The sequence below is a fragment of the Citrobacter sp. Cpo221 genome (genome assembly GCF_030332345.1).
Taxonomy (GTDB): domain Bacteria; phylum Pseudomonadota; class Gammaproteobacteria; order Enterobacterales; family Enterobacteriaceae; genus Citrobacter; species Citrobacter portucalensis.
In genome coordinates this window covers 369,845-388,060 of the sequence record NZ_JAOWIA010000033.1, presented here as the reverse complement: position 1 = coordinate 388,060, position 18,216 = coordinate 369,845, and the positions used below count along the sequence as shown (strand labels likewise).

Here is an 18,216-nt window from a genome sequence, read left to right as displayed (position 1 = left end):
TCGCCATCCGGCATCTGTACCCGGTAAAGATAAACACCAGGAGTCATCAATATGAGTCAGTTTCCGACACTTTCCGCAACCACTCTTGCGGCTATCAATACCGTAGGGCGATGGCTGGCGCAGAATGATTTTACGGGGAATATCTCCGTTCAGTCAGATTGCGTGATTCTGGCAGGGAACGCGGTTATTCCGACCATCGACGCTGCTTGTCGGATCGCGAAAGAGCAACAGGTTCCCTTGCTGATTAGCGGTGGTATCGGTCATTCCACGCGCTTTCTGTATGATGCGATTGCCCGGCATCCGCGTTATAACATCATTCGTACTACCGGGCGCGCGGAAGCGGCGATCCTTGCCGATATTGCTCACCAGTTCTGGCAAATTCCAGGTGAGAAAATTTGGGTGGAAGATCAGTCGACAAACTGCGGTGAAAATGCCCGATTTAGCTGTGCGTTACTGAATCAGGCGGCAGAAAGCATTCATACCGTCATTGTGGTGCAGGATCCCACTATGCAACGCCGCACAATGGCCACGTTTCAGCGCGTAACCCGCGATGAGCCGCATGCGCCGCGCTGGCTGAGTTTCCCTGGTTTCATTCCTGAACTGGCCCAACAGCACAACGGCGTGGATTTTGTGCCAGCAGCAGAAGGTTTATGGTCGGTAGATCGCTATCTTTCTCTCATTACCGGTGAGCTTCCGCGCCTGCGGGATGATGCTGCCGGGTATGGGCCCTGTGGACACGATTTTATCGTACATGTTGATATTCCCCAGGACGTTGAGCAAGCCTGGCAGCAGCTAAAAAATGATACCGCGCTGACCGACTTACTGGAGAGCCGTTCTCTGTAATTTTTGCTGCCCGTTTGTCGGCGTTTTATGGCAAACGGGCAGAAAGCCCACCTGTTTTTTCTCTTCATCATCACTTTTCCAGATGCTTTTATGAAGCAGTTCACAGAACCGCCACTCCAGCGATAATGCGTCATGCATGATTGATATTAATTAACAATAGTTTTACTTGTTAAAAACAAATCAATCACAGGAGAGCCGCATGTCAGTACCCGTACAACATCCTATGTATATCGATGGGCAGTTTGTGACCTGGCACGATGACGCCTGGATTGATGTCGTCAATCCGGCCACGGAAGAGATTATCTCGCGTATTCCCGATGGGCGTGCCGAAGATGCGCGTAAAGCGATCGATGCTGCGGATCGCGCTCAGCCGCAATGGGAAGCGTTGCCTGCCATTGAACGGGCAAACTGGTTACGCAAAATTTCTGCAGGTATCCGCCAGCGAGCCGATGAAATCAGCGCGTTGATTGTGGCGGAAGGTGGAAAAATTCAACAACTGGCTGACGTTGAAGTCGCGTTTACCGCCGACTATATCGATTACATGGCGGAGTGGGCGCGTCGCTATGAAGGCGAGATCCTGCAAAGCGATCGCCCGGGTGAGAATATCCTGCTGTTTAAGCGTGCACTGGGCGTGACGACGGGCATTCTACCGTGGAACTTCCCGTTTTTCCTGATTGCCCGCAAACTGGCTCCCGCCTTGCTGACGGGGAATACCATCGTCATTAAGCCGAGTGAATTCACACCGAATAACGCCATCGCCTTTGCCAAAATTGTTGATGACATTGGTTTACCGCGCGGAGTCTTTAACCTGGTGCTGGGACGCGGTGAAACGGTCGGTCAGGAGCTGGCCGGAAACCCGAAGGTCGCCATGGTGAGCATGACCGGTAGCGTCGGCGCAGGTGAGAAAATTATGGCCGCAGCGGCCAAAAACATCACCAAAGTTTGTCTGGAGTTGGGTGGTAAAGCTCCAGCTATCGTGATGGACGATGCTGACCTTGAGCTGGCAGTGAAGGCCATTGTTGACTCACGGGTGATTAATACCGGACAGGTATGCAACTGTGCTGAGCGCGTATACGTTCAGAAAGGTATCTATGACCAGTTCGTTAATCGTCTGGGTGAGGCGATGAAAGCAGTGCAGTTTGGCAATCCGGCAGAACGCAATGACATTGCGATGGGGCCGCTGATTAATGCCGCTGCGCTGGAGCGTGTAGAGCAAAAAGTCGAGCGAGCGGTGCAGGAAGGCGCCCGTGTGGTGCTGGGTGGTAAAGCAGTTGCCGGTAAAGGTTATTACTATCCACCGACGTTACTGTTAGACGTGCGCCAGGATATGGCGATTATGCACGAGGAGACGTTTGGTCCGGTGCTGCCGGTGGTGGCATTTGATACGCTGGAACAGGCGCTGACGATGGCCAATGACAGCGACTACGGACTGACCTCATCGATCTATACGCAGAATCTGAATACGGCAATGAAGGCGATTAAGGGACTGAAGTTTGGCGAAACCTATATTAATCGCGAAAACTTCGAGGCGATGCAGGGCTTCCACGCTGGCTGGCGCAAGTCCGGGATTGGCGGGGCAGACGGTAAACACGGTCTGAACGAATACCTGCAAACGCAGGTAGTGTATTTGCAGTCTTAAGTTTTTCGCCGGGTGAGTCTGTAGGTCACCCGGCGCCATTCTCACACTTTGGTGGCGATCCAGTTCATCATCATTTCCGGCCAGATGGCCAGCGGCAACCCTTGCGCATCGCGAATACCAAATCCGTGCTTACCGCGTTCAAACAGATGCATTTCGACCGGAACTCCCTGCTCACGTAGCGCATTAAAGAAGACGAGGCTGTTTTCCACTTTCACCGCCGGATCGTCAATGGCGTGTAGCAGGAACGTCGGCGGCGTTGTGCTATCCACGCGTTCTTCCAGAGAATAGTGGCGCAGATCTTCCTTTTCGGGCTTAGCGCCAACCAGCTCAAGACGGGATCCCGGGTGACCGATATCTTCGCGCAGGGTGACAACCGGGTACACCAGTGCCATAAACGCAGGGCGCGCAGGTTGCTCGTCTACGTTATCTATCGGCGTATAAACCGGTTCGGCAAACCGGGTACCCAGACTGGCGGCCACGTGACCACCGGAAGAGAAGCCTAATACGCCAATACGATCAGGGTTAATTTTCCATTCATGGGCGTTGGCGCGAATGTAGCGCATGGCGCGTTGGGCATCGGCCAGCGGCGCGTTTGCACCTTCCTCATGGCCATCACCCGGCATGCGGTAGGTCATCACAAACAGGGTATAACCGCGAGCGTTAAAGAACGGTGCCAGTACGCTGCCTTCTTTATCCATCACCACGCGACGATAAGAGCCGCCAGGCGTGACAAGGATCCCTATGCCGTTAGGTTTTGCGGGGGCATAAACGGTAATTTCCGGGGCGCGAATACCGGTGACCGCACGATCATACTGAGATGTTCCTGTATGTCGGGGTTCAGGCGTAAACACCGCATCGCTGTTTTTTGCTCCGGGGGCTTCACCCTGCGGCCAGAATGAGACGGTGGCGGCCTTAGCAACGGCTTGCTCCATCATGTTTTCTAACGTTTCACGACTCAGTGCTTCCATTACTATGCTCCCTCAGTGGCAAAGGTTAGCTATAGCACAGTCAGTGAATCGAAAACGGGGAGAGACTCACAACGTATTGAATTCGCGGGAAATGAAAGAGGGCGGAGGCGGGCCTCCGCCAGAACATTAGAGCTTGATAAATTTATCCAGCGTACGAATAAGTTGGGTGACAAAACCGTATTCGTTATCGTACCAGGCGACGGTTTTTACCAGCTGTAGATCGCCCACTTCGGTAATTTCGGTTTGTGTCGCATCAAATACCGAACCGAAATGCGAGCCAATGACATCTGATGAGACAATCTCCTCATCGGTATAACCAAATGACTCATTATTTTGCGTGGCTTTTTTCAGCGCGTTGTTGACCTCTTCAGCAGTGACTTTTTTCCCCAATATCGAAACCAGTTCCGTAACGGATCCGGTTTTCACCGGAACACGCTGGGCGTGGCCTTTTAATTTCCCGCTCAACGCCGGAATGACCAGACCAATGGCTTTGGCGGCTCCGGTGGTATGGGGAATGATATTTTCTGCCGCAGCCCGTGAGGCGCGCAGATCTTTCCCGCGTGGACCATCAACCAGCGACTGCGTTCCTGTGTAGGCGTGGATGGTGGTCATAGTGCCAAGCTGAATACCGAAGCTGTCGTGCAGCGCTTTCGCCATCGGTGCCAGGCAGTTGGTGGTGCACGACGCGACCGAGATAATCCGATCGTTCGCATCCATTGTGTCGTCGTTGACGTTAAAGACGATGGTTTTCATATCGCCAGCCGGGGCGGATATCAGCACTTTTTTGGCCCCTGCATCCAGGTGCGCGTTGGCTTTTTCTGTCGAGGTATAAAAACCGGTGCATTCGATGATTATCTCAGCGCCAGTGGTTTTCCATGGGATATTTTTGGCCTCTTTTTCTGCGTAAACCGCGATTTTTTTACCGTCGACAATCAGCGCGTCTTCGGTAAAGTCGATGCTCCAGGGAAACGGGCCGTAGTTTGAATCGTGCTTTAACAGATAGGCGAGAATTTTGGGCGAGGTGAGGTCATTAATGGCCACAACCTCCACATTGCTTTTGACTTCCAGTAGCCGACGCAATACCAGACGACCGATACGACCAAAACCGTTAATGCCAATTTTACTCATGGTTTTCTCCTGTCAGGATGAGGCGGTACGACATATTTTCCCTACCAGGCTTAGTCCAGACAGGCATCCTCGGCAATAGCGGTTCTTGCTGTTAAGCGTAAGCGACTGAAAATGGGTGAACAAAAGTTAATGAATTTTTAACAAAAGCCCGTTATGTTGACGCATTATTGTTTTTATTCAGGAAGTGTTATGGGGAATAAGTATTCTGGCCTGCAAATCGGTATTCACTGGCTGGTCTTTTTGTTAGTTATCGTGGCGTACAGCGCCATGGAGTTTCGCGGATTTTTCCCGCGCAGCTATCGCCCCTTGTTCAACATGGTGCACGTCTCCTGCGGTATCACTATTTTAACGCTGATGGTGGCGCGTTTGCTGGTCAGGCTGAAATACCCGGCTCCGCCGATTGTGCCGAAACCGAAGCCAATGATGACCGGCATGGCGCATCTGGGGCATCTGGTTATCTATCTGTTGTTTATTGTCCTGCCGATTATTGGGCTGGTGATGATGTACAACCGGGGTAACCCGTGGATTGCATTCGGCATCGTTATGCCGCATGCAGCAGAGGCCAACTTTGATTTAGTGGATATGCTGAAGTCCTGGCACGTGACGCTGGCAAACCTGGGCTATTTTGTTATTGCCCTGCATGCCGTTGCGGCTCTGATGCATCACTATTTCTGGAAGGATAATACGCTGCTGCGCATGATGCCGCGTAAACGCTCCTGAGGTAACGCCCCGCAAATGCGGGGCATTTTTTTAGGCCGCGGCAATGGCGACAATCCACCATGCCGCGCGTTTGCCATAAGGCGACCGCTAACATGGAATAAAATCGTAAATTATTTTTCCAGACAGCATAAACGCTTACCGGCAAGATGATTAAACAACGCTCAGTTCGCCACGTCTGTCACTTGATCACTGTCCTCATTAAAACTACTGTATATAAATACAGTTATATGAGAGGCAGATTATTATGTTGTTTTTCCAGCCAGTTGAACACCCCGAAATTAAACACTTCCCGCTATTTAGCGATCTCGTGCCCTGCGGTTTTCCTTCTCCGGCGCAGGATTACGTTGAGAAACGTATCGATCTTAACGACCTGTTGGTGCAGCATCCCAGCGCAACCTATTTTGTTAAATCGTCTGGCGACTCCATGATGGGGGCAGGGATCGGTGCTGGCGACTTGCTGGTAGTCGACAGTGCCAGAAAAGCGGCCCACGGAGACATTGTGATTGCTGCTATTGAAGGCGAATTCACCGTTAAGCGCCTGCAATTGCATCCGGTGGTGATGCTGAAGCCAGAGAACAGCGCCTACGCGCCGATCATGATCGGCAGCGAGGACACGCTGGATATATTTGGCGTGGTGACATTTATCATCAAAGCCGCGGGCTGATTATGTTTGCGCTGGTGGATGTTAATTCGTTTTATGCCAGTTGTGAATCGGCATTCCGACCGGACCTGAAAGGTAAACCCGTTGTTGTTCTTTCAAATAACGATGGCTGTGTCATTGCCAGCAGCGCGGAAGCGAAGGCGCTTGGCGTCAATATGGGCGCGCCATACTTCAAACAGAAAGATCTGTTCAGGCGCAGCGGCGTGTTCTGCTTTAGTTCGAACTACGAGCTGTATGCGGATATGAGCAGCAGGGTGATGTCGATTCTGGAGGAGCTGTCTCCACGCGTGGAAATATACAGTATCGATGAAGCCTTTTGTGATTTAACCGGCGTGCGAAACTGCAGGGATCTTACGGATTTTGGTCGGGAAATCAGAGAAACCATTTTACAGAAAACACATCTTAAGGTTGGGGTCGGTATCGCCCAGACCAAAACCCTGGCCAAGCTGGCGAACCATGCGGCCAAAAAGTGGCAGGAACAGACTGGCGGGGTGGTTGATCTCTCGAATATTGAGCGCCAGCGTAAGCTGATGGCTGCGCTTCCGGTTGATGAAGTCTGGGGTGTCGGGCGCCGTATCAGTAAAAAACTGGACGCTATGGGTATTAAAACGGTCTGCGACCTGGCGGATACCGATATTTGCTTTATCCGCAAACATTTCAACGTCGTGCTTGAGCGCACTGTGCGGGAATTGCGCGGTGAACCGTGCCTGGCGTTGGAAGAGTTTGCGCCAGTTAAGCAGGAGATCATTTGTTCAAGATCGTTTGGTGAAAAACTTACGGATTACAATGCGATGAGAGAGGCTATTTGTACCTATGCTGCACGTGCTGCGGAAAAGCTACGCAGAGAGCACCAGTTCTGCCGGTTTATCTCTACGTTTATCAAAACCAGCCCATTTTCCCTGAATGAACCGTATTACGGTAACAGCGCATCGATAAAACTGCTGACACCAACCCAGGATAGTCGGGAAATTATAAAGGCGGCCACACGTAGCCTGGACGCAATATGGCGGGAGGGGCTGCGTTATCAAAAAGCAGGGGTCATGCTGGGCGATTTTTTTAGTTCTGGCGTTGCGCAGTTGAATCTGTTTGATGACAACGCCCCACGGCATAACAGCGATAAGCTGATGGCCGTTCTGGATACACTCAATGCTGAAAAGGGTAAAGGAACACTCTATTTTGCCGGACAAGGTATACAACAACCGTGGGCAATGAAGCGAGATATGCTTTCACCGCGTTATACAACGAGATATAGCGATTTACTGCGGGTGGGATAGCCATTGTTATCGTAAATAAGCGTCCAGAGCGATTCTAAAACTGTCCAGAAATAAATAAAAAAACGATTATCAGCCTTCATTAAAAATCTTATTGTAGCGCCGACTAACAGATAACTAACTGACAAACGGCAAGTCTATAATAGGAAATTTATGAAAAAGACGCTTATTACACTCATTATTGCAAATGCGCTGACCGCGACTACGGCATTTGCCGCAGCGGATGCGGGAACCTGGTATGCAGGTGGGAAATTTGGTTGGTCGCATTACTTTGATACCAGCGCAAGCCAGCAAACGGGGGCTAATGGTAATAAATATGGTGATGTTGGTTTTGATAGCGATAACGTCGGTGGTGGTGTATTTACAGGCTATCAGATTACTCCATGGCTGGCAGTTGAAGGCGGCTATGATTATTTAGGCAATATGCAATTCAACGGTAAAAATGGTTCTTCTGGTTCTCAAATGAAAAGCCAGGGTCTGCAATTGTCGCTGAAAGCAAGTTATGGTTTGACTGCTGATTGGGATCTCTACGGTCGTGCAGGGGCAATGGGATATCGCGCGGAGTCAGATATTAAAGGCAATAACCGCTTTGATACTGGTGTGCGTCCGGTTGTGGCTGTTGGTACGGAATATGCCTTTAACAAGAACTGGGCTGGACGCGTGGAATATCAATGGGTGAGCAATGTGGGTAATGAAAACCAGATTGGCGTATCAAGTGATGTTAGTTCCGTTACCGCTGGGTTGTCATATCGCTTTGGCCAGCATGACGACGCGGAGGTTACGCCTGCACCGGCAGTTGCCGCAACTCCTGCGCCTGAACCTCAGCGTTTTAACTTAAAATCTGATGTGATGTTTGGTTATGATTCAGCAGCATTAACCCCAGAAGGGAAAGCGGCGATTGCGCAGTTATACCGAAATCCCGGTCTGCAACCGGCCAAAGACAAAGCGACCGTTGTTATTGGCTATAGCGATCGCACCGGAGCCGCAGATTATAACCAGCAACTGTCAGCCCAGCGCGCTCAGGCTGTTGCCGATGAATTAGTCGCGTTAGGCATGCCGGCTGCAAATATTACTGCACAAGGACATGGTTCGAGTGATTCTGTCACAGGATCCAGTTGTGATGGGCAGACCGGACAGCAGCTGATTAATTGCCTTGCTCCAGATCGCCATGTCGTTGTTGAGATCACTGATAAGCACTAAATCGGTGTACAAAAAGCCCTCTTCATTATCGAATGGGGAGGGCTTTTTTATTCGCACAGTGAACTATCATTAACTGTGACAAATTAAAGATGTTAGAGCGCAATTATGTTCATAGAATCCTTAGTTTCGAGAGCTAAAGGTAGATTATGGCGTTATTTTCTGCCACGGTTTACTCTGAAAAATCATGTGGATGATCAAGTATATAATTACTATGGTGTTTATTTTTCGGATGTAAAACAAGAAAAATATCAGCTTGTGAGTCTAAGAGGCAAAAATGTTGTGCTTGAAAAATGGCATGCTGAGCAGCACGCCTATATGGAGAAAATAAACCTTCCACTCAATGATATTGAAAAAATGAATGTTGAGATTATTCATTGGAGAAAGCAAGGTCCGTTAAGGTTTGATTCGATTTTTCTTTTTGCAATAAATTATTTTACACGTGTTGCTTATGTAAAAAATGCTCTGACGAGAGCAAAAAGCAATCTCTTTTCTTCATTCGCCAGTAACAAGGCGTTGAGTGGACTTGATCGTATAATGTTGCTACAGATGCTGGTGAACGAATATGTACATCAATCGCCAGAGAAAACTCACACTGGAGTAACATGTGATGAGGTTGTTGATCTATTGTACGGGACGCTTTGGTATAAACATATCAAGAATGAAGATTTCAGGAGGAAGGTCTTTCTGCTGCTCCAGTCACTTGTAATTACAGAGGATGTCAGATTTAGTGATGAAAAATATTATATACAAGGCAAGGCTATTTCAACAATTGTTTCATGGGAATCTGAAGATAAACGGGAAAAGCAGCAGATCAGGATCCAGAAAAATATTAGTCGTTTGATGCTTGTGATTACCGCGTCCACATTAATGATCACCCTGGCAATACTGGCTCAGGCAGGTCTTATTAATCTACATAATCTTTGGGTGCATCTGACACAGTTAAAACCAATCAGGGTGTTGTTCAAACTAATATAATAAAAATCAATGCGTTAACATAATCAGTAATCATATATTTTACAGCCAAATAACAAATCTGATAGTATACCCCCCTATAGTATCTGGAGGGCGTATGCCGCATTCACCTGAAGACAAGAAACGCATTCTCACCCGTGTACGCCGTATTCGCGGTCAGGTTGATGCGCTTGAGCGCGCACTGGAGTCCGGCGAACCGTGTCTGGCTATCCTGCAGCAAATTGCCGCCGTGCGCGGTGCATCCAATGGCCTGATGGGCGAAATGGTTGAGATCCATCTGAAAGACGAGCTGGTCAGCGGGGAAACTACGCCAGATCAGCGTGCTGTGCGCATGGCTGAAATCGGCCATCTTCTGCGTGCTTATCTAAAATAACACCATCACCTCGCAATAATGGGAAGAGACAAATGAAATCACGTGCAGCAGTTGCATTCGGCCCCGGCCAACCGTTAAAAATTGTCGAAATCGACGTCGCACCGCCAAAGAAAGGTGAAGTGCTGGTTAAAATTACCCATACCGGCGTGTGCCACACCGACGCCTTTACGCTCTCTGGCGACGATCCGGAAGGCGTATTCCCGGCGGTACTTGGCCATGAAGGTGGTGGCATTGTGGTTGAAGTAGGCGAAGGCGTTACCAGTCTGAAACCGGGCGATCATGTGATCCCGCTGTACACCGCAGAGTGCGGCGAGTGTAAGTTCTGTAAATCGGGTAAAACCAACTTGTGCCAGGCCGTACGTGCGACCCAGGGCAAAGGTCTGATGCCGGATGGCACAACGCGCTTCTCGTATAACGGTGAGCCGATTTATCACTATATGGGCACCAGCACCTTCAGCGAATACACCGTTTGCGCGGAGATCTCTCTGGCGAAGGTTAACCCGCTGGCTCCGCTGGACAAAGTGTGTCTGCTGGGTTGTGGCGTGACCACCGGTATTGGAGCAGTCCATAACACCGCAAAAGTGAAAGAAGGCGACACCGTAGCCGTATTCGGTCTGGGCGGTATTGGCCTGGCGGTAATTCAGGGCGCGGTGCAAGCGAAAGCCGGGCGTATTCTGGCCGTTGATACCAATCCGGAAAAATTTAAGCTGGCAGGTGAAATGGGCGCGACCGATTTCATCAACCCGAAGGATTACGACAAACCGATTCAGGATGTGATCGTCGAGCTTACCGACGGCGGCGTGGATTTTAGCTTTGAATGTATCGGCAACGTTAACGTGATGCGCGCAGCGCTGGAATGTTGCCATAAAGGATGGGGCGAAAGCATCATCATTGGCGTGGCGGGAGCAGGGCAAGAGATCAAAACGCGTCCGTTCCAGTTGGTTACCGGGCGTGTCTGGCGCGGTTCCGCGTTTGGCGGCGTGAAAGGGCGCACTCAGCTTCCTGGCATGGTTGAAGAAGCAATGAGCGGGAAAATTCAGTTGGATCCGTTTATCACCCACCGTTTACCGCTAGAGCAGATTAACGAAGCGTTCGATTTAATGCATCAGGGTAAGTCCATCCGTACCGTTATCCACTTTGGCGATAACTGATTCATTGGCCAGCGGATTTAACCGCTGGCACTTTCCTGAATTTTTTAGAATTATGTTGTGAAAGTGTGACGAATCCGGCGCTTTTCACGGTAAGTAAACTTCCCGGATTGCCGATGACTATCTAACGGGCGTGTTTTCACGCATAAACCCTACAAGAGAGTCGACGGTCATGGACAACACTACATCGATGCAAGCCCAGCATAAACTGGGCTTTCTGCATCAAATCCGGCTGGTTCCGCTGTTTTCCTCCATTCTCGGTGGCATCCTTCTGCTGTTCGCCTTAAGTTCCGGGCTGGCAAGCTATTTTCTTATGCAGGCCGATCGCGATCAGCGCGATGTGACCGATGAGATTCAGGTCAGGATGGGGTTATCTAACAGCTCTAACCACTTACGCACCGCGCGTATCAATATGATCCACGCCGGCGCGGCGAGCCGTATTGCCGAAATGGATGACATGAAGGCCAATATTGCCGAGGCAGAAAAACGGATCAAGCAGTCGCAGGACGGTTTTAACGCTTATATGTCACGCGCGGTAAAAACGTCTGCTGATGAAGCGCTAGATGCTGAACTGAGCGCCAGCTTCAAAGCCTATACCGACGGCTTACAGCCCATGCTGAAGTACGCTAAAAACGGCATGTTTGAAGCGATCATCAACCATGAAAATGAACAGGCCCGACCGCTGGACTCTGCTTACAATAAGGTATTGTTAAAAGCGATCGACATTCGTACCGCAAGGGCGAACCAGTTAAGCGAACAGGCGCATCAGCGTACACAACTCGGCATGGCTTTTATGCTGGGTGCATTCGTTCTTGCGCTGGCGCTGACCGTAATGACGTTCATTGTTCTGCGCCGCACGGTCATTCATCCTCTGTTACGCGCGGCCAAGCGTATTGAGCAAATTTCCGAGGGCGATCTGACGATGCAAGATGAACCGACCGGGCGTAGCGAAATTGGTCGCCTGAGCCGTCACCTACAGGCAATGCAACGATCGTTGGGGAAAACGGTGGGCACGGTACGTCAGGGCGCGGAAGAAATCTACCGCGGTACCAGTGAGATTTCGGCGGGTAATACCGATCTGTCTTCACGTACTGAACAACAGGCTGCGGCGATTGAACAAACGGCAGCCAGCATGGAAGAGCTGACCGCCACGGTGAAGCAAAACGCCGACAACGCGCATCACGCAAGCAAGCTGGCGGAAGATGCGTCCGGCAAGGCCAGTCGGGGCGGTCAGATGGTTTCTGGCGTGGTGAAAACCATGGGCAATATCTCAACGAGCTCGAAGAAAATCTCCGAAATCACAGCCGTGATTAATAGCATTGCTTTCCAGACCAATATCCTGGCGCTGAACGCGGCGGTTGAGGCGGCGCGGGCAGGAGAGCAGGGGCGTGGATTTGCAGTGGTGGCCAGTGAGGTCCGTACGCTGGCAAGCCGCAGCGCTCAGGCGGCAAAAGAGATTGAAGGATTGATCAGCGAATCGGTCCGACTGATTGATCAGGGCTCCGGAGAAGTCGTCGCGGCGGGCAATACGATGACGGATATTGTCGATGCGGTAAAACGCGTCACCGACATTATGTTAGAAATTGCGGCGGCTTCTGATGAGCAGAGCCGGGGCATCGTACAGGTGAGCCAGGCGATATCAGAAATGGATAAGGTTACGCAGCAAAATGCCTCGCTGGTTGAAGAAGCATCGGCTGCGGCGGCATCTCTCGAAGAGCAGGCGGCGCGCTTAACGGAAGCCGTAGGTACATTTCGCTTAACGGGAACGAGTGCAATTAAACGCCCTCCCGTAACCACTACGCCTGACCAATCGCGTCCGCAGACGGCAACGGCCAGTGGCGATAACTGGGAAACGTTTTAACAATAAATTAAGGGACCTGATGGTCCCTTAATATTTGGCATCAAAACGGTACGGTTTTGCGTATTGCGGCGATAAGGATCTGCGCGGCCTGAGAGAGTTGCACATCGACACGGGTAAGAATACCGATGGGTTCACCCGCACCGTGGGTAGGTATCGGCAACGACACCAGCGTCGCCTGGCGTAAATCTTCTCTAACCGCGCCTGAAGGGACAAACCACACATAGTCGTAATCAACCGTCAGCTGGCGGGAAAGCGATGCTGACAGTGTTTCAATGCAGCCTGGCGGCATTTTACAACCCTGACTTTGCAACAATGCTTCTGCGTGCTGGCGAGGTGCAGTTCCTTTTGGCGAAACCACCACCGACCACTCCATTACCCGACTTAACGTGATGGTTTCCTGCAACAGCGGATGGTTAGGGCGCACGACCAGTTTAAGTGATTCCAGAAACAACAATTCATAATTCAGACCGACCATCAATTCTGGATCGGCCATGCGACCAATGCCAAGGTCGATTTCCCCGGATTTTAAACCTGCCAGAATCATCGGATTGCTCATGGTGGCGACCTGTAGCGTGGTCTCCATTTGCTGCTTGTGGAAAGGACCAATTACCGCAGGCAGAATGCCCAGTGCCGCGGTGGGTAAGGCCCCGATCCGTACTACATCAGTCTGCGACTCTTCGCGCTGATTTAACGCTTGTCCGGCGGTGTTGAGCGCATCCAGCACTCTTACCGCGTGGGTAAGAAACTGTTCTCCGGGCAGCGTTAACTGCGCGCCAAGGCGGCCACGCTCAAAGAGCCGGGTCCCGGTCAGTTGCTCCAGTTCATTTAGCGTTTTGGAGAGAGCCGGTTGGCTCAGGTTAAGGGTCTCAGCCGCGCGCCCCAACGTTCCCTGCTGTGCAACGGCGACAAAAGTATGAAGGTGGCGCAAGCGAATGCGCTGATTGAACAGAACATTTTTTTCCATAAGCGATGTTAAAAACAGAGCCGTATCGGTGACAAGTAAAGTTGTTTGTTTTTGATAACCTGATAGCAAAATATTATTAACATTTATCATGTTTTACTTACAACTGATTTATTTTGCTTATGTTTTGTACAGCATTGCTGGGGAGTGGGATCATGGAAGGGAGTGTGCCCAGTCGTTATACTTTGGTGATTGTTTACTTTTGAACGATTTCTCTTCACAAGGCACTGATGAATGATACATGTAATAGGGCACCTTAATCCCGATAGTGATGCCATCTGCACCGCCGCAATGACGGCGCGTTGGCTTAGTTTATGTGGCCAGCAGGCGACGGCATGGCGTTTGGGCGAGCCTAACCGCGAAACGCAGTTTATCTTTGAGCATGCGGGGCTGACGATGCCTGAACGGTTGGCGTTTGAACTGACCGATCGTGATGTCTGGCTGGTCGATTTCACGGAGCCTACCCAGGGGCCGGAATCGTTGACCGAAAGTAACGTGGTGGGAATTATCGATCATCACCGACTCGGTGGGTTAGTCACCCGTCTGCCACCGGAAGTGTGGGTGAAGCCCGTCGGCAGTAGCGCAACCCTGCTGTGGCAACTGATGACGGAGGATGAACGCAACCAGTTATCTTCCTCTGAGGCTGTTATACTGCTCGGTGCTGTATTGAGTGACACTGTCACGCTACGTTCACCAACGACCACCTCTGACGATCGTCAGGCGGTTGATGCGCTGGCCCAAAAAACCGGAGTGGATCTTGACGCTTTCAGCCGCGACCTGCTGTCAGCCAAAACAAGCGTGGAAGGGATGAGCGCCCGCGAACTTCTGCAGAAAGACATTAAAACCTTCACCATCCATGGACATTCAGTCTGTGTAGCGCAGCTTGAACTGTATGCGCTGCAACAGGTGGATGCGGTGCTGGACGATCTCCGTCAAGAAATGGCGAGCTATGCAGAAGAAAAGAATGCTGCGTTAGTCGTGCTGATGCTCACTGACATCAATCTGGGTGACACCAGCCTGTGGTTTGCTGGATCAGAACTTTCAGACATCCCGCAGCCTTGCAAGGTAGAAGGTATGCTTAGCCGTAAAAAACAGATGCTGCCCTGGCTGGAAAGTCATTTGAAACCACGCCAGTAGGTACTGTTCATCTTTTGTATGGGTGGGAAGTTTACGCGGGGTCACACTTTGTAAATTCTTCCCACCGGAGTCAGCGGCGTTTTCTACACTCCAGGTAATATTCACTGGAGGCATGACATTATGGCGAACACCATCACGGCAGATGAGATTCGGGAACAATTTTCGCAGGCAATGTCAGCAATGTACCAGCAGGAAGTCCCGCAGTACGGCACGTTGCTGGAACTTGTCGCTGATGTGAATCTGGCGGTACTGGAAAATAATCCGACGCTGCATGAAAAACTGGCGAATGCGGATGAACTGGCCCGGCTAAACGTTGAGCGTCATGGCGCCATTCGAGTGGGTACCGCGCAGGAGCTTTCTACGCTGCGCCGGATGTTTGCCGTTATGGGCATGTATCCGGTGAGTTATTACGATCTCTCCCAGGCGGTCGTCCCAGTACATTCCACAGCCTTCCGTCCCATCGACGATGCCTCGCTATCGCGCAATCCGTTTCGGGTATTCACCTCGTTATTACGGCTCGAACTAATCGAAAACGCCGCGCTGCGGCAAAAAGCCGCTGAGATCCTCGCGAAACGCGATATTTTCACCCGCCGTTGCCACGAGCTGCTGGATGAATTTGATGCGCAGGGCAGTTTTACAACTGAACAGGCGCAAGAGTTTGTGCATGAAGCGCTGGAAACATTCCGCTGGCATCAGCACGCCACGGTCGATGAAGAGACCTATCACGCATTACATAACGAACATCGGCTGATTGCTGATGTAGTGTGCTTCCCCGGTTGTCATATCAACCATCTGACACCGCGAACGCTGGATATTGACCGGGTGCAGTCGATGATGCCGGAATGCGGCATTGAGCCCAAAATACTGATTGAAGGGCCGCCGCGCCGCGAGGTGCCCATTTTATTGCGTCAGACCAGTTTCAAAGCGCTGGAAGAACCGGTGTTGTTTGCCGGTGAAATGCGCGGCACTCACACGGCGCGTTTTGGTGAAATCGAACAGCGCGGCGTGGCCCTGACGCCGAAAGGCAGAGCGTTGTACGACGAATTGCTGAATAAAGCGGGAACGGGGAAAGACAATCTGACGCACCAGCTACATCTTCAGGAGGTGTTCAAAGCCTTCCCGGACAGCGAATTCCTGCTGCGCCAGCAGGGGCTAGCCTGGTTCCGCTATCGTCTGACGCCATCGGGTGAAGCGCATCGGCAGGCGATTCGCCCGGATGACGATCCGCAGCCGCTTATTGAACGGGGCTGGCTGGTTGCGCAACCCATCACCTACGAAGATTTTTTACCGGTGAGCGCCGCAGGAATTTTCCAGTCCAATTTGGGTAACGAAACACAAGCTCGCAGCCACGGAAATTCCAGCCGCGACGCGTTTGAACAGGCGCTGGGTTGCGCGGTTTATGATGAGTTTGCGCTATATCAGGAGGCTCAAGAGCGAAGTAAACGTCGGTGTGGTTTACTTTAATGGAATTTACATGGGATTCGGCCTGTTCCCATCGACATAAAATATTTTCGATTTTGTACAGATAATCGGCGACCAACAATTGGATTATTAATGAATTTTGTCTAGAGTGAGCGGTCAGAAATGTGCACTCTCTTGCCGCTGATTTTGACCGGCGCGGGACCATTTACACGACCAGAAGGACTCACTTTCAGGCATGAATCGCAGACGATTTATTAAAGGTTCAATGGCAATGGCCGCCGTGTGCGGAACCAGTGGTATTGCATCACTCTTTTCCCGCGCCGCCTTTGCGGCAGAGTCTGACATTGCAGACGGAAAAACCGTACGTTTTGATTTTTCCGTTCTGCAATCGATGGCCCATGACTTAGCACAGAAGCCCTGGGGCGGCGCACCGCGCGCGTTACCGGAAACGCTGGCGAAACTGACGCCGCAGGCCTACAACAGCATTCAATATGACGCAGAGCAGTCTCTGTGGAACAATGTTGAAAATCGTCAGCTTGATGCGCAGTTCTTCCACGTGGGAATGGGCTTCCGTCGTCGTGTACGCATGTTCTCGGTTGATGGTAGTACGCATATGGCGCGTGAAATTCACTTCCGTCCGGAACTGTTTAAATACAACGACGCGGGTGTGGATACCAAACAATTGGAAGGGCAGACTGACCTCGGATTCGCTGGATTCCGCGTGTTTAAAGCGCCAGAACTGGCCCGCCGCGATGTCGTTTCTTTCCTGGGCGCCAGCTATTTCCGCGCCGTGGATGACACCTATCAGTACGGTTTATCGGCCCGTGGTCTGGCGGTAGATACCTACACCGACAGTAAAGAAGAGTTTCCTGATTTCACCTCTTTCTGGTTCGAAACGGTTAAACCGGGCGCAACCTCTTTTACCGTGTATGCGCTTCTCGACAGCCCAAGCGTAACCGGCGCATTCAAGTTCGTGATCCACTGCGAGAAAACGCAGGTGATTATGGATGTACAAAACCACATCTATGCGCGCAAAGACATCAAGCAGCTCGGCATTGCGCCGATGACCAGCATGTTCAGCTGCGGCAACAATGAGCGTCGGATGTGCGACACTATTCACCCGCAAATCCATGACTCAGATCGTCTGGCGATGTGGCGGGGCAATGGCGAGTGGATCTGCCGTCCGCTGAATAACCCGCAAAAGCTGCAGTTCAACGCCTATACCGATAACAACCCGAAAGGGTTTGGCTTGCTGCAACTCGATCGCGACTTCTCCCATTATCAGGACATCATGGGCTGGTATAACAAGCGCCCAAGTCTGTGGGTCGAACCGCGCAACCAGTGGGGCAAGGGGACCATCGGTTTGATGGAGATCCCGACGACCGGCGAAACGCTGGATAACGTTGTCTGCTTCTGGCAGCCGGACAAGAAGATCAAAGCCGGCGATGAGCTGGAATTCAAATATCGCCTGTACTGGAGCGCTCAACCGCCGGTGCGTTCACCGCTGGCTCGCGTGATGGCGACCCGGACAGGCATGGGCGGCTTCCCGGAAGGATGGGCACCGGGCGAGCATTACCCGGAAAAATGGGCGCGTCGTTTTGCCGTTGACTTCGTTGGTGGCGATCTAAAAGCGGCTGCGCCGAAAGGCATTGAACCGGTGATTACGCTCTCCAGCGGTGAAGCGAAACAGATTGAGATCCTCTACGTGGAGCCTATCGACGGTTATCGCATTCAGTTTGACTGGTATCCGACTTCTGACTCAACCGATCCGGTAGATATGCGTATGTTCCTGCGTTGTCAGGGTGACGCCATCAGCGAAACCTGGCTGTATCAGTACTTCCCGCCAGCGCCGGATAAACGTCAGTACGTTGACGACCGCGAGATGCGTTAATCACGCCCTTTACGGCTCTCC

Annotated in this window: 16 protein-coding genes; 13 read left to right on the top strand and 3 right to left on the bottom strand. The window is 51.4% G+C overall.

Annotated features, from left to right (window positions below; all coding sequences use genetic code 11):
• Positions 1 to 51 precede the first annotated feature (51 nt).
• Together OGY72_RS06335 and aldA are read left to right on the top strand one after the other, a co-directional pair.
• Positions 52 to 843: a YdcF family protein gene (locus OGY72_RS06335; RefSeq protein WP_148361929.1), complete on the top strand. Its 792-nt coding sequence runs from the start codon at positions 52 to 54 to the stop codon at positions 841 to 843.
• 199 nt (positions 844 to 1,042) lie between these two features.
• A complete protein-coding gene (gene aldA / locus OGY72_RS06330) occupies positions 1,043 to 2,482 on the top strand; it encodes an aldehyde dehydrogenase (RefSeq protein ID WP_063940795.1) in 1,440 nt (479 codons plus the stop codon).
• A gap of 41 nt (positions 2,483 to 2,523) precedes the next feature.
• Here aldA and OGY72_RS06325 read toward each other — a convergent pair whose 3' ends face one another.
• Positions 2,524 to 3,450 (bottom strand): alpha/beta hydrolase, encoded by a 927-nt coding sequence (locus OGY72_RS06325; protein ID WP_126317953.1) that lies wholly within the window; start codon positions 3,448 to 3,450, stop codon positions 2,524 to 2,526.
• A gap of 126 nt (positions 3,451 to 3,576) precedes the next feature.
• Complete coding sequence (gene gap, locus OGY72_RS06320; protein ID WP_008784871.1) at positions 3,577 to 4,578, bottom strand: type I glyceraldehyde-3-phosphate dehydrogenase; 1,002 nt, start codon at positions 4,576 to 4,578, stop codon at positions 3,577 to 3,579.
• A gap of 189 nt (positions 4,579 to 4,767) precedes the next feature.
• On the opposite strand from gap, the gene cybB reads away from it, so the two are divergent.
• The 8 genes from cybB (at position 4,768) to OGY72_RS06280 (ending at position 12,784) form a co-directional block, all read left to right on the top strand.
• Positions 4,768 to 5,298 (top strand): cytochrome b561, encoded by a 531-nt coding sequence (gene cybB / locus OGY72_RS06315; protein ID WP_003833183.1) that lies wholly within the window; start codon positions 4,768 to 4,770, stop codon positions 5,296 to 5,298.
• 244 nt (positions 5,299 to 5,542) lie between these two features.
• Positions 5,543 to 5,962 carry a translesion error-prone DNA polymerase V autoproteolytic subunit gene (locus tag OGY72_RS06310; RefSeq protein WP_063940791.1) on the top strand — a complete coding sequence of 140 codons (420 nt, stop codon included), beginning with the start codon at positions 5,543 to 5,545 and terminating at the stop codon, positions 5,960 to 5,962.
• Between the two features lie 2 nt (positions 5,963 to 5,964).
• Positions 5,965 to 7,233 (top strand): Y-family DNA polymerase, encoded by a 1,269-nt coding sequence (locus OGY72_RS06305; protein ID WP_286547433.1) that lies wholly within the window; start codon positions 5,965 to 5,967, stop codon positions 7,231 to 7,233.
• Positions 7,234 to 7,383: 150 nt separating this feature from the next.
• Positions 7,384 to 8,430: a porin OmpA gene (gene ompA / locus OGY72_RS06300; RefSeq protein WP_286547432.1), complete on the top strand. Its 1,047-nt coding sequence runs from the start codon at positions 7,384 to 7,386 to the stop codon at positions 8,428 to 8,430.
• A gap of 186 nt (positions 8,431 to 8,616) precedes the next feature.
• Positions 8,617 to 9,405 (top strand): hypothetical protein, encoded by a 789-nt coding sequence (locus tag OGY72_RS06295; protein ID WP_286547431.1) that lies wholly within the window; start codon positions 8,617 to 8,619, stop codon positions 9,403 to 9,405.
• 94 nt (positions 9,406 to 9,499) lie between these two features.
• Entirely contained in the window at positions 9,500 to 9,775 is a 276-nt protein-coding gene (locus tag OGY72_RS06290) for a metal/formaldehyde-sensitive transcriptional repressor (RefSeq protein ID WP_003833178.1), read from the top strand.
• A gap of 32 nt (positions 9,776 to 9,807) precedes the next feature.
• On the top strand, positions 9,808 to 10,926 hold the full coding sequence (locus OGY72_RS06285) for an S-(hydroxymethyl)glutathione dehydrogenase/class III alcohol dehydrogenase (protein ID WP_149384213.1): 1,119 nt from the start codon (positions 9,808 to 9,810) through the stop codon (positions 10,924 to 10,926).
• A 169-nt stretch (positions 10,927 to 11,095) separates the two neighbouring features.
• Entirely contained in the window at positions 11,096 to 12,784 is a 1,689-nt protein-coding gene (locus OGY72_RS06280) for a methyl-accepting chemotaxis protein (RefSeq protein ID WP_149384214.1), read from the top strand.
• Positions 12,785 to 12,824: 40 nt separating this feature from the next.
• Here OGY72_RS06280 and OGY72_RS06275 read toward each other — a convergent pair whose 3' ends face one another.
• Positions 12,825 to 13,748 (bottom strand): LysR substrate-binding domain-containing protein, encoded by a 924-nt coding sequence (locus OGY72_RS06275; protein ID WP_149384215.1) that lies wholly within the window; start codon positions 13,746 to 13,748, stop codon positions 12,825 to 12,827.
• A 231-nt stretch (positions 13,749 to 13,979) separates the two neighbouring features.
• Here OGY72_RS06275 and OGY72_RS06270 point away from each other — a divergent pair, with 231 nt between their 5' ends.
• From OGY72_RS06270 to OGY72_RS06260, 3 genes are all read left to right on the top strand, one after another.
• Positions 13,980 to 14,882 (top strand): manganese-dependent inorganic pyrophosphatase, encoded by a 903-nt coding sequence (locus OGY72_RS06270; RefSeq protein ID WP_286547430.1) that lies wholly within the window; start codon positions 13,980 to 13,982, stop codon positions 14,880 to 14,882.
• A gap of 120 nt (positions 14,883 to 15,002) precedes the next feature.
• A complete protein-coding gene (gene hglS / locus OGY72_RS06265) occupies positions 15,003 to 16,346 on the top strand; it encodes a 2-oxoadipate dioxygenase/decarboxylase HglS (RefSeq protein ID WP_126317988.1) in 1,344 nt (447 codons plus the stop codon).
• A 193-nt stretch (positions 16,347 to 16,539) separates the two neighbouring features.
• A complete protein-coding gene (locus OGY72_RS06260) occupies positions 16,540 to 18,195 on the top strand; it encodes a glucan biosynthesis protein D (protein ID WP_103015377.1) in 1,656 nt (551 codons plus the stop codon).
• Positions 18,196 to 18,216 lie beyond the last annotated feature (21 nt).

Coding starts and splice junctions, on each gene's coding strand:
- hglS (WP_126317988.1), top strand. CDS start 15,003: ATGGCGAACACCATCACGGCAGATGAGATTCGGGAACAATTTTCGCAG.
- OGY72_RS06325 (WP_126317953.1), bottom strand. CDS start 3,450: ATGGAAGCACTGAGTCGTGAAACGTTAGAAAACATGATGGAGCAAGCC.
- OGY72_RS06310 (WP_063940791.1), top strand. CDS start 5,543: ATGTTGTTTTTCCAGCCAGTTGAACACCCCGAAATTAAACACTTCCCG.
- aldA (WP_063940795.1), top strand. CDS start 1,043: ATGTCAGTACCCGTACAACATCCTATGTATATCGATGGGCAGTTTGTG.
- OGY72_RS06280 (WP_149384214.1), top strand. CDS start 11,096: ATGGACAACACTACATCGATGCAAGCCCAGCATAAACTGGGCTTTCTG.
- OGY72_RS06270 (WP_286547430.1), top strand. CDS start 13,980: ATGATACATGTAATAGGGCACCTTAATCCCGATAGTGATGCCATCTGC.
- ompA (WP_286547432.1), top strand. CDS start 7,384: ATGAAAAAGACGCTTATTACACTCATTATTGCAAATGCGCTGACCGCG.
- OGY72_RS06290 (WP_003833178.1), top strand. CDS start 9,500: ATGCCGCATTCACCTGAAGACAAGAAACGCATTCTCACCCGTGTACGC.
- OGY72_RS06335 (WP_148361929.1), top strand. CDS start 52: ATGAGTCAGTTTCCGACACTTTCCGCAACCACTCTTGCGGCTATCAAT.
- gap (WP_008784871.1), bottom strand. CDS start 4,578: ATGAGTAAAATTGGCATTAACGGTTTTGGTCGTATCGGTCGTCTGGTA.
- cybB (WP_003833183.1), top strand. CDS start 4,768: ATGGGGAATAAGTATTCTGGCCTGCAAATCGGTATTCACTGGCTGGTC.
- OGY72_RS06285 (WP_149384213.1), top strand. CDS start 9,808: ATGAAATCACGTGCAGCAGTTGCATTCGGCCCCGGCCAACCGTTAAAA.
- OGY72_RS06305 (WP_286547433.1), top strand. CDS start 5,965: ATGTTTGCGCTGGTGGATGTTAATTCGTTTTATGCCAGTTGTGAATCG.
- OGY72_RS06260 (WP_103015377.1), top strand. CDS start 16,540: ATGAATCGCAGACGATTTATTAAAGGTTCAATGGCAATGGCCGCCGTG.
- OGY72_RS06275 (WP_149384215.1), bottom strand. CDS start 13,748: ATGGAAAAAAATGTTCTGTTCAATCAGCGCATTCGCTTGCGCCACCTT.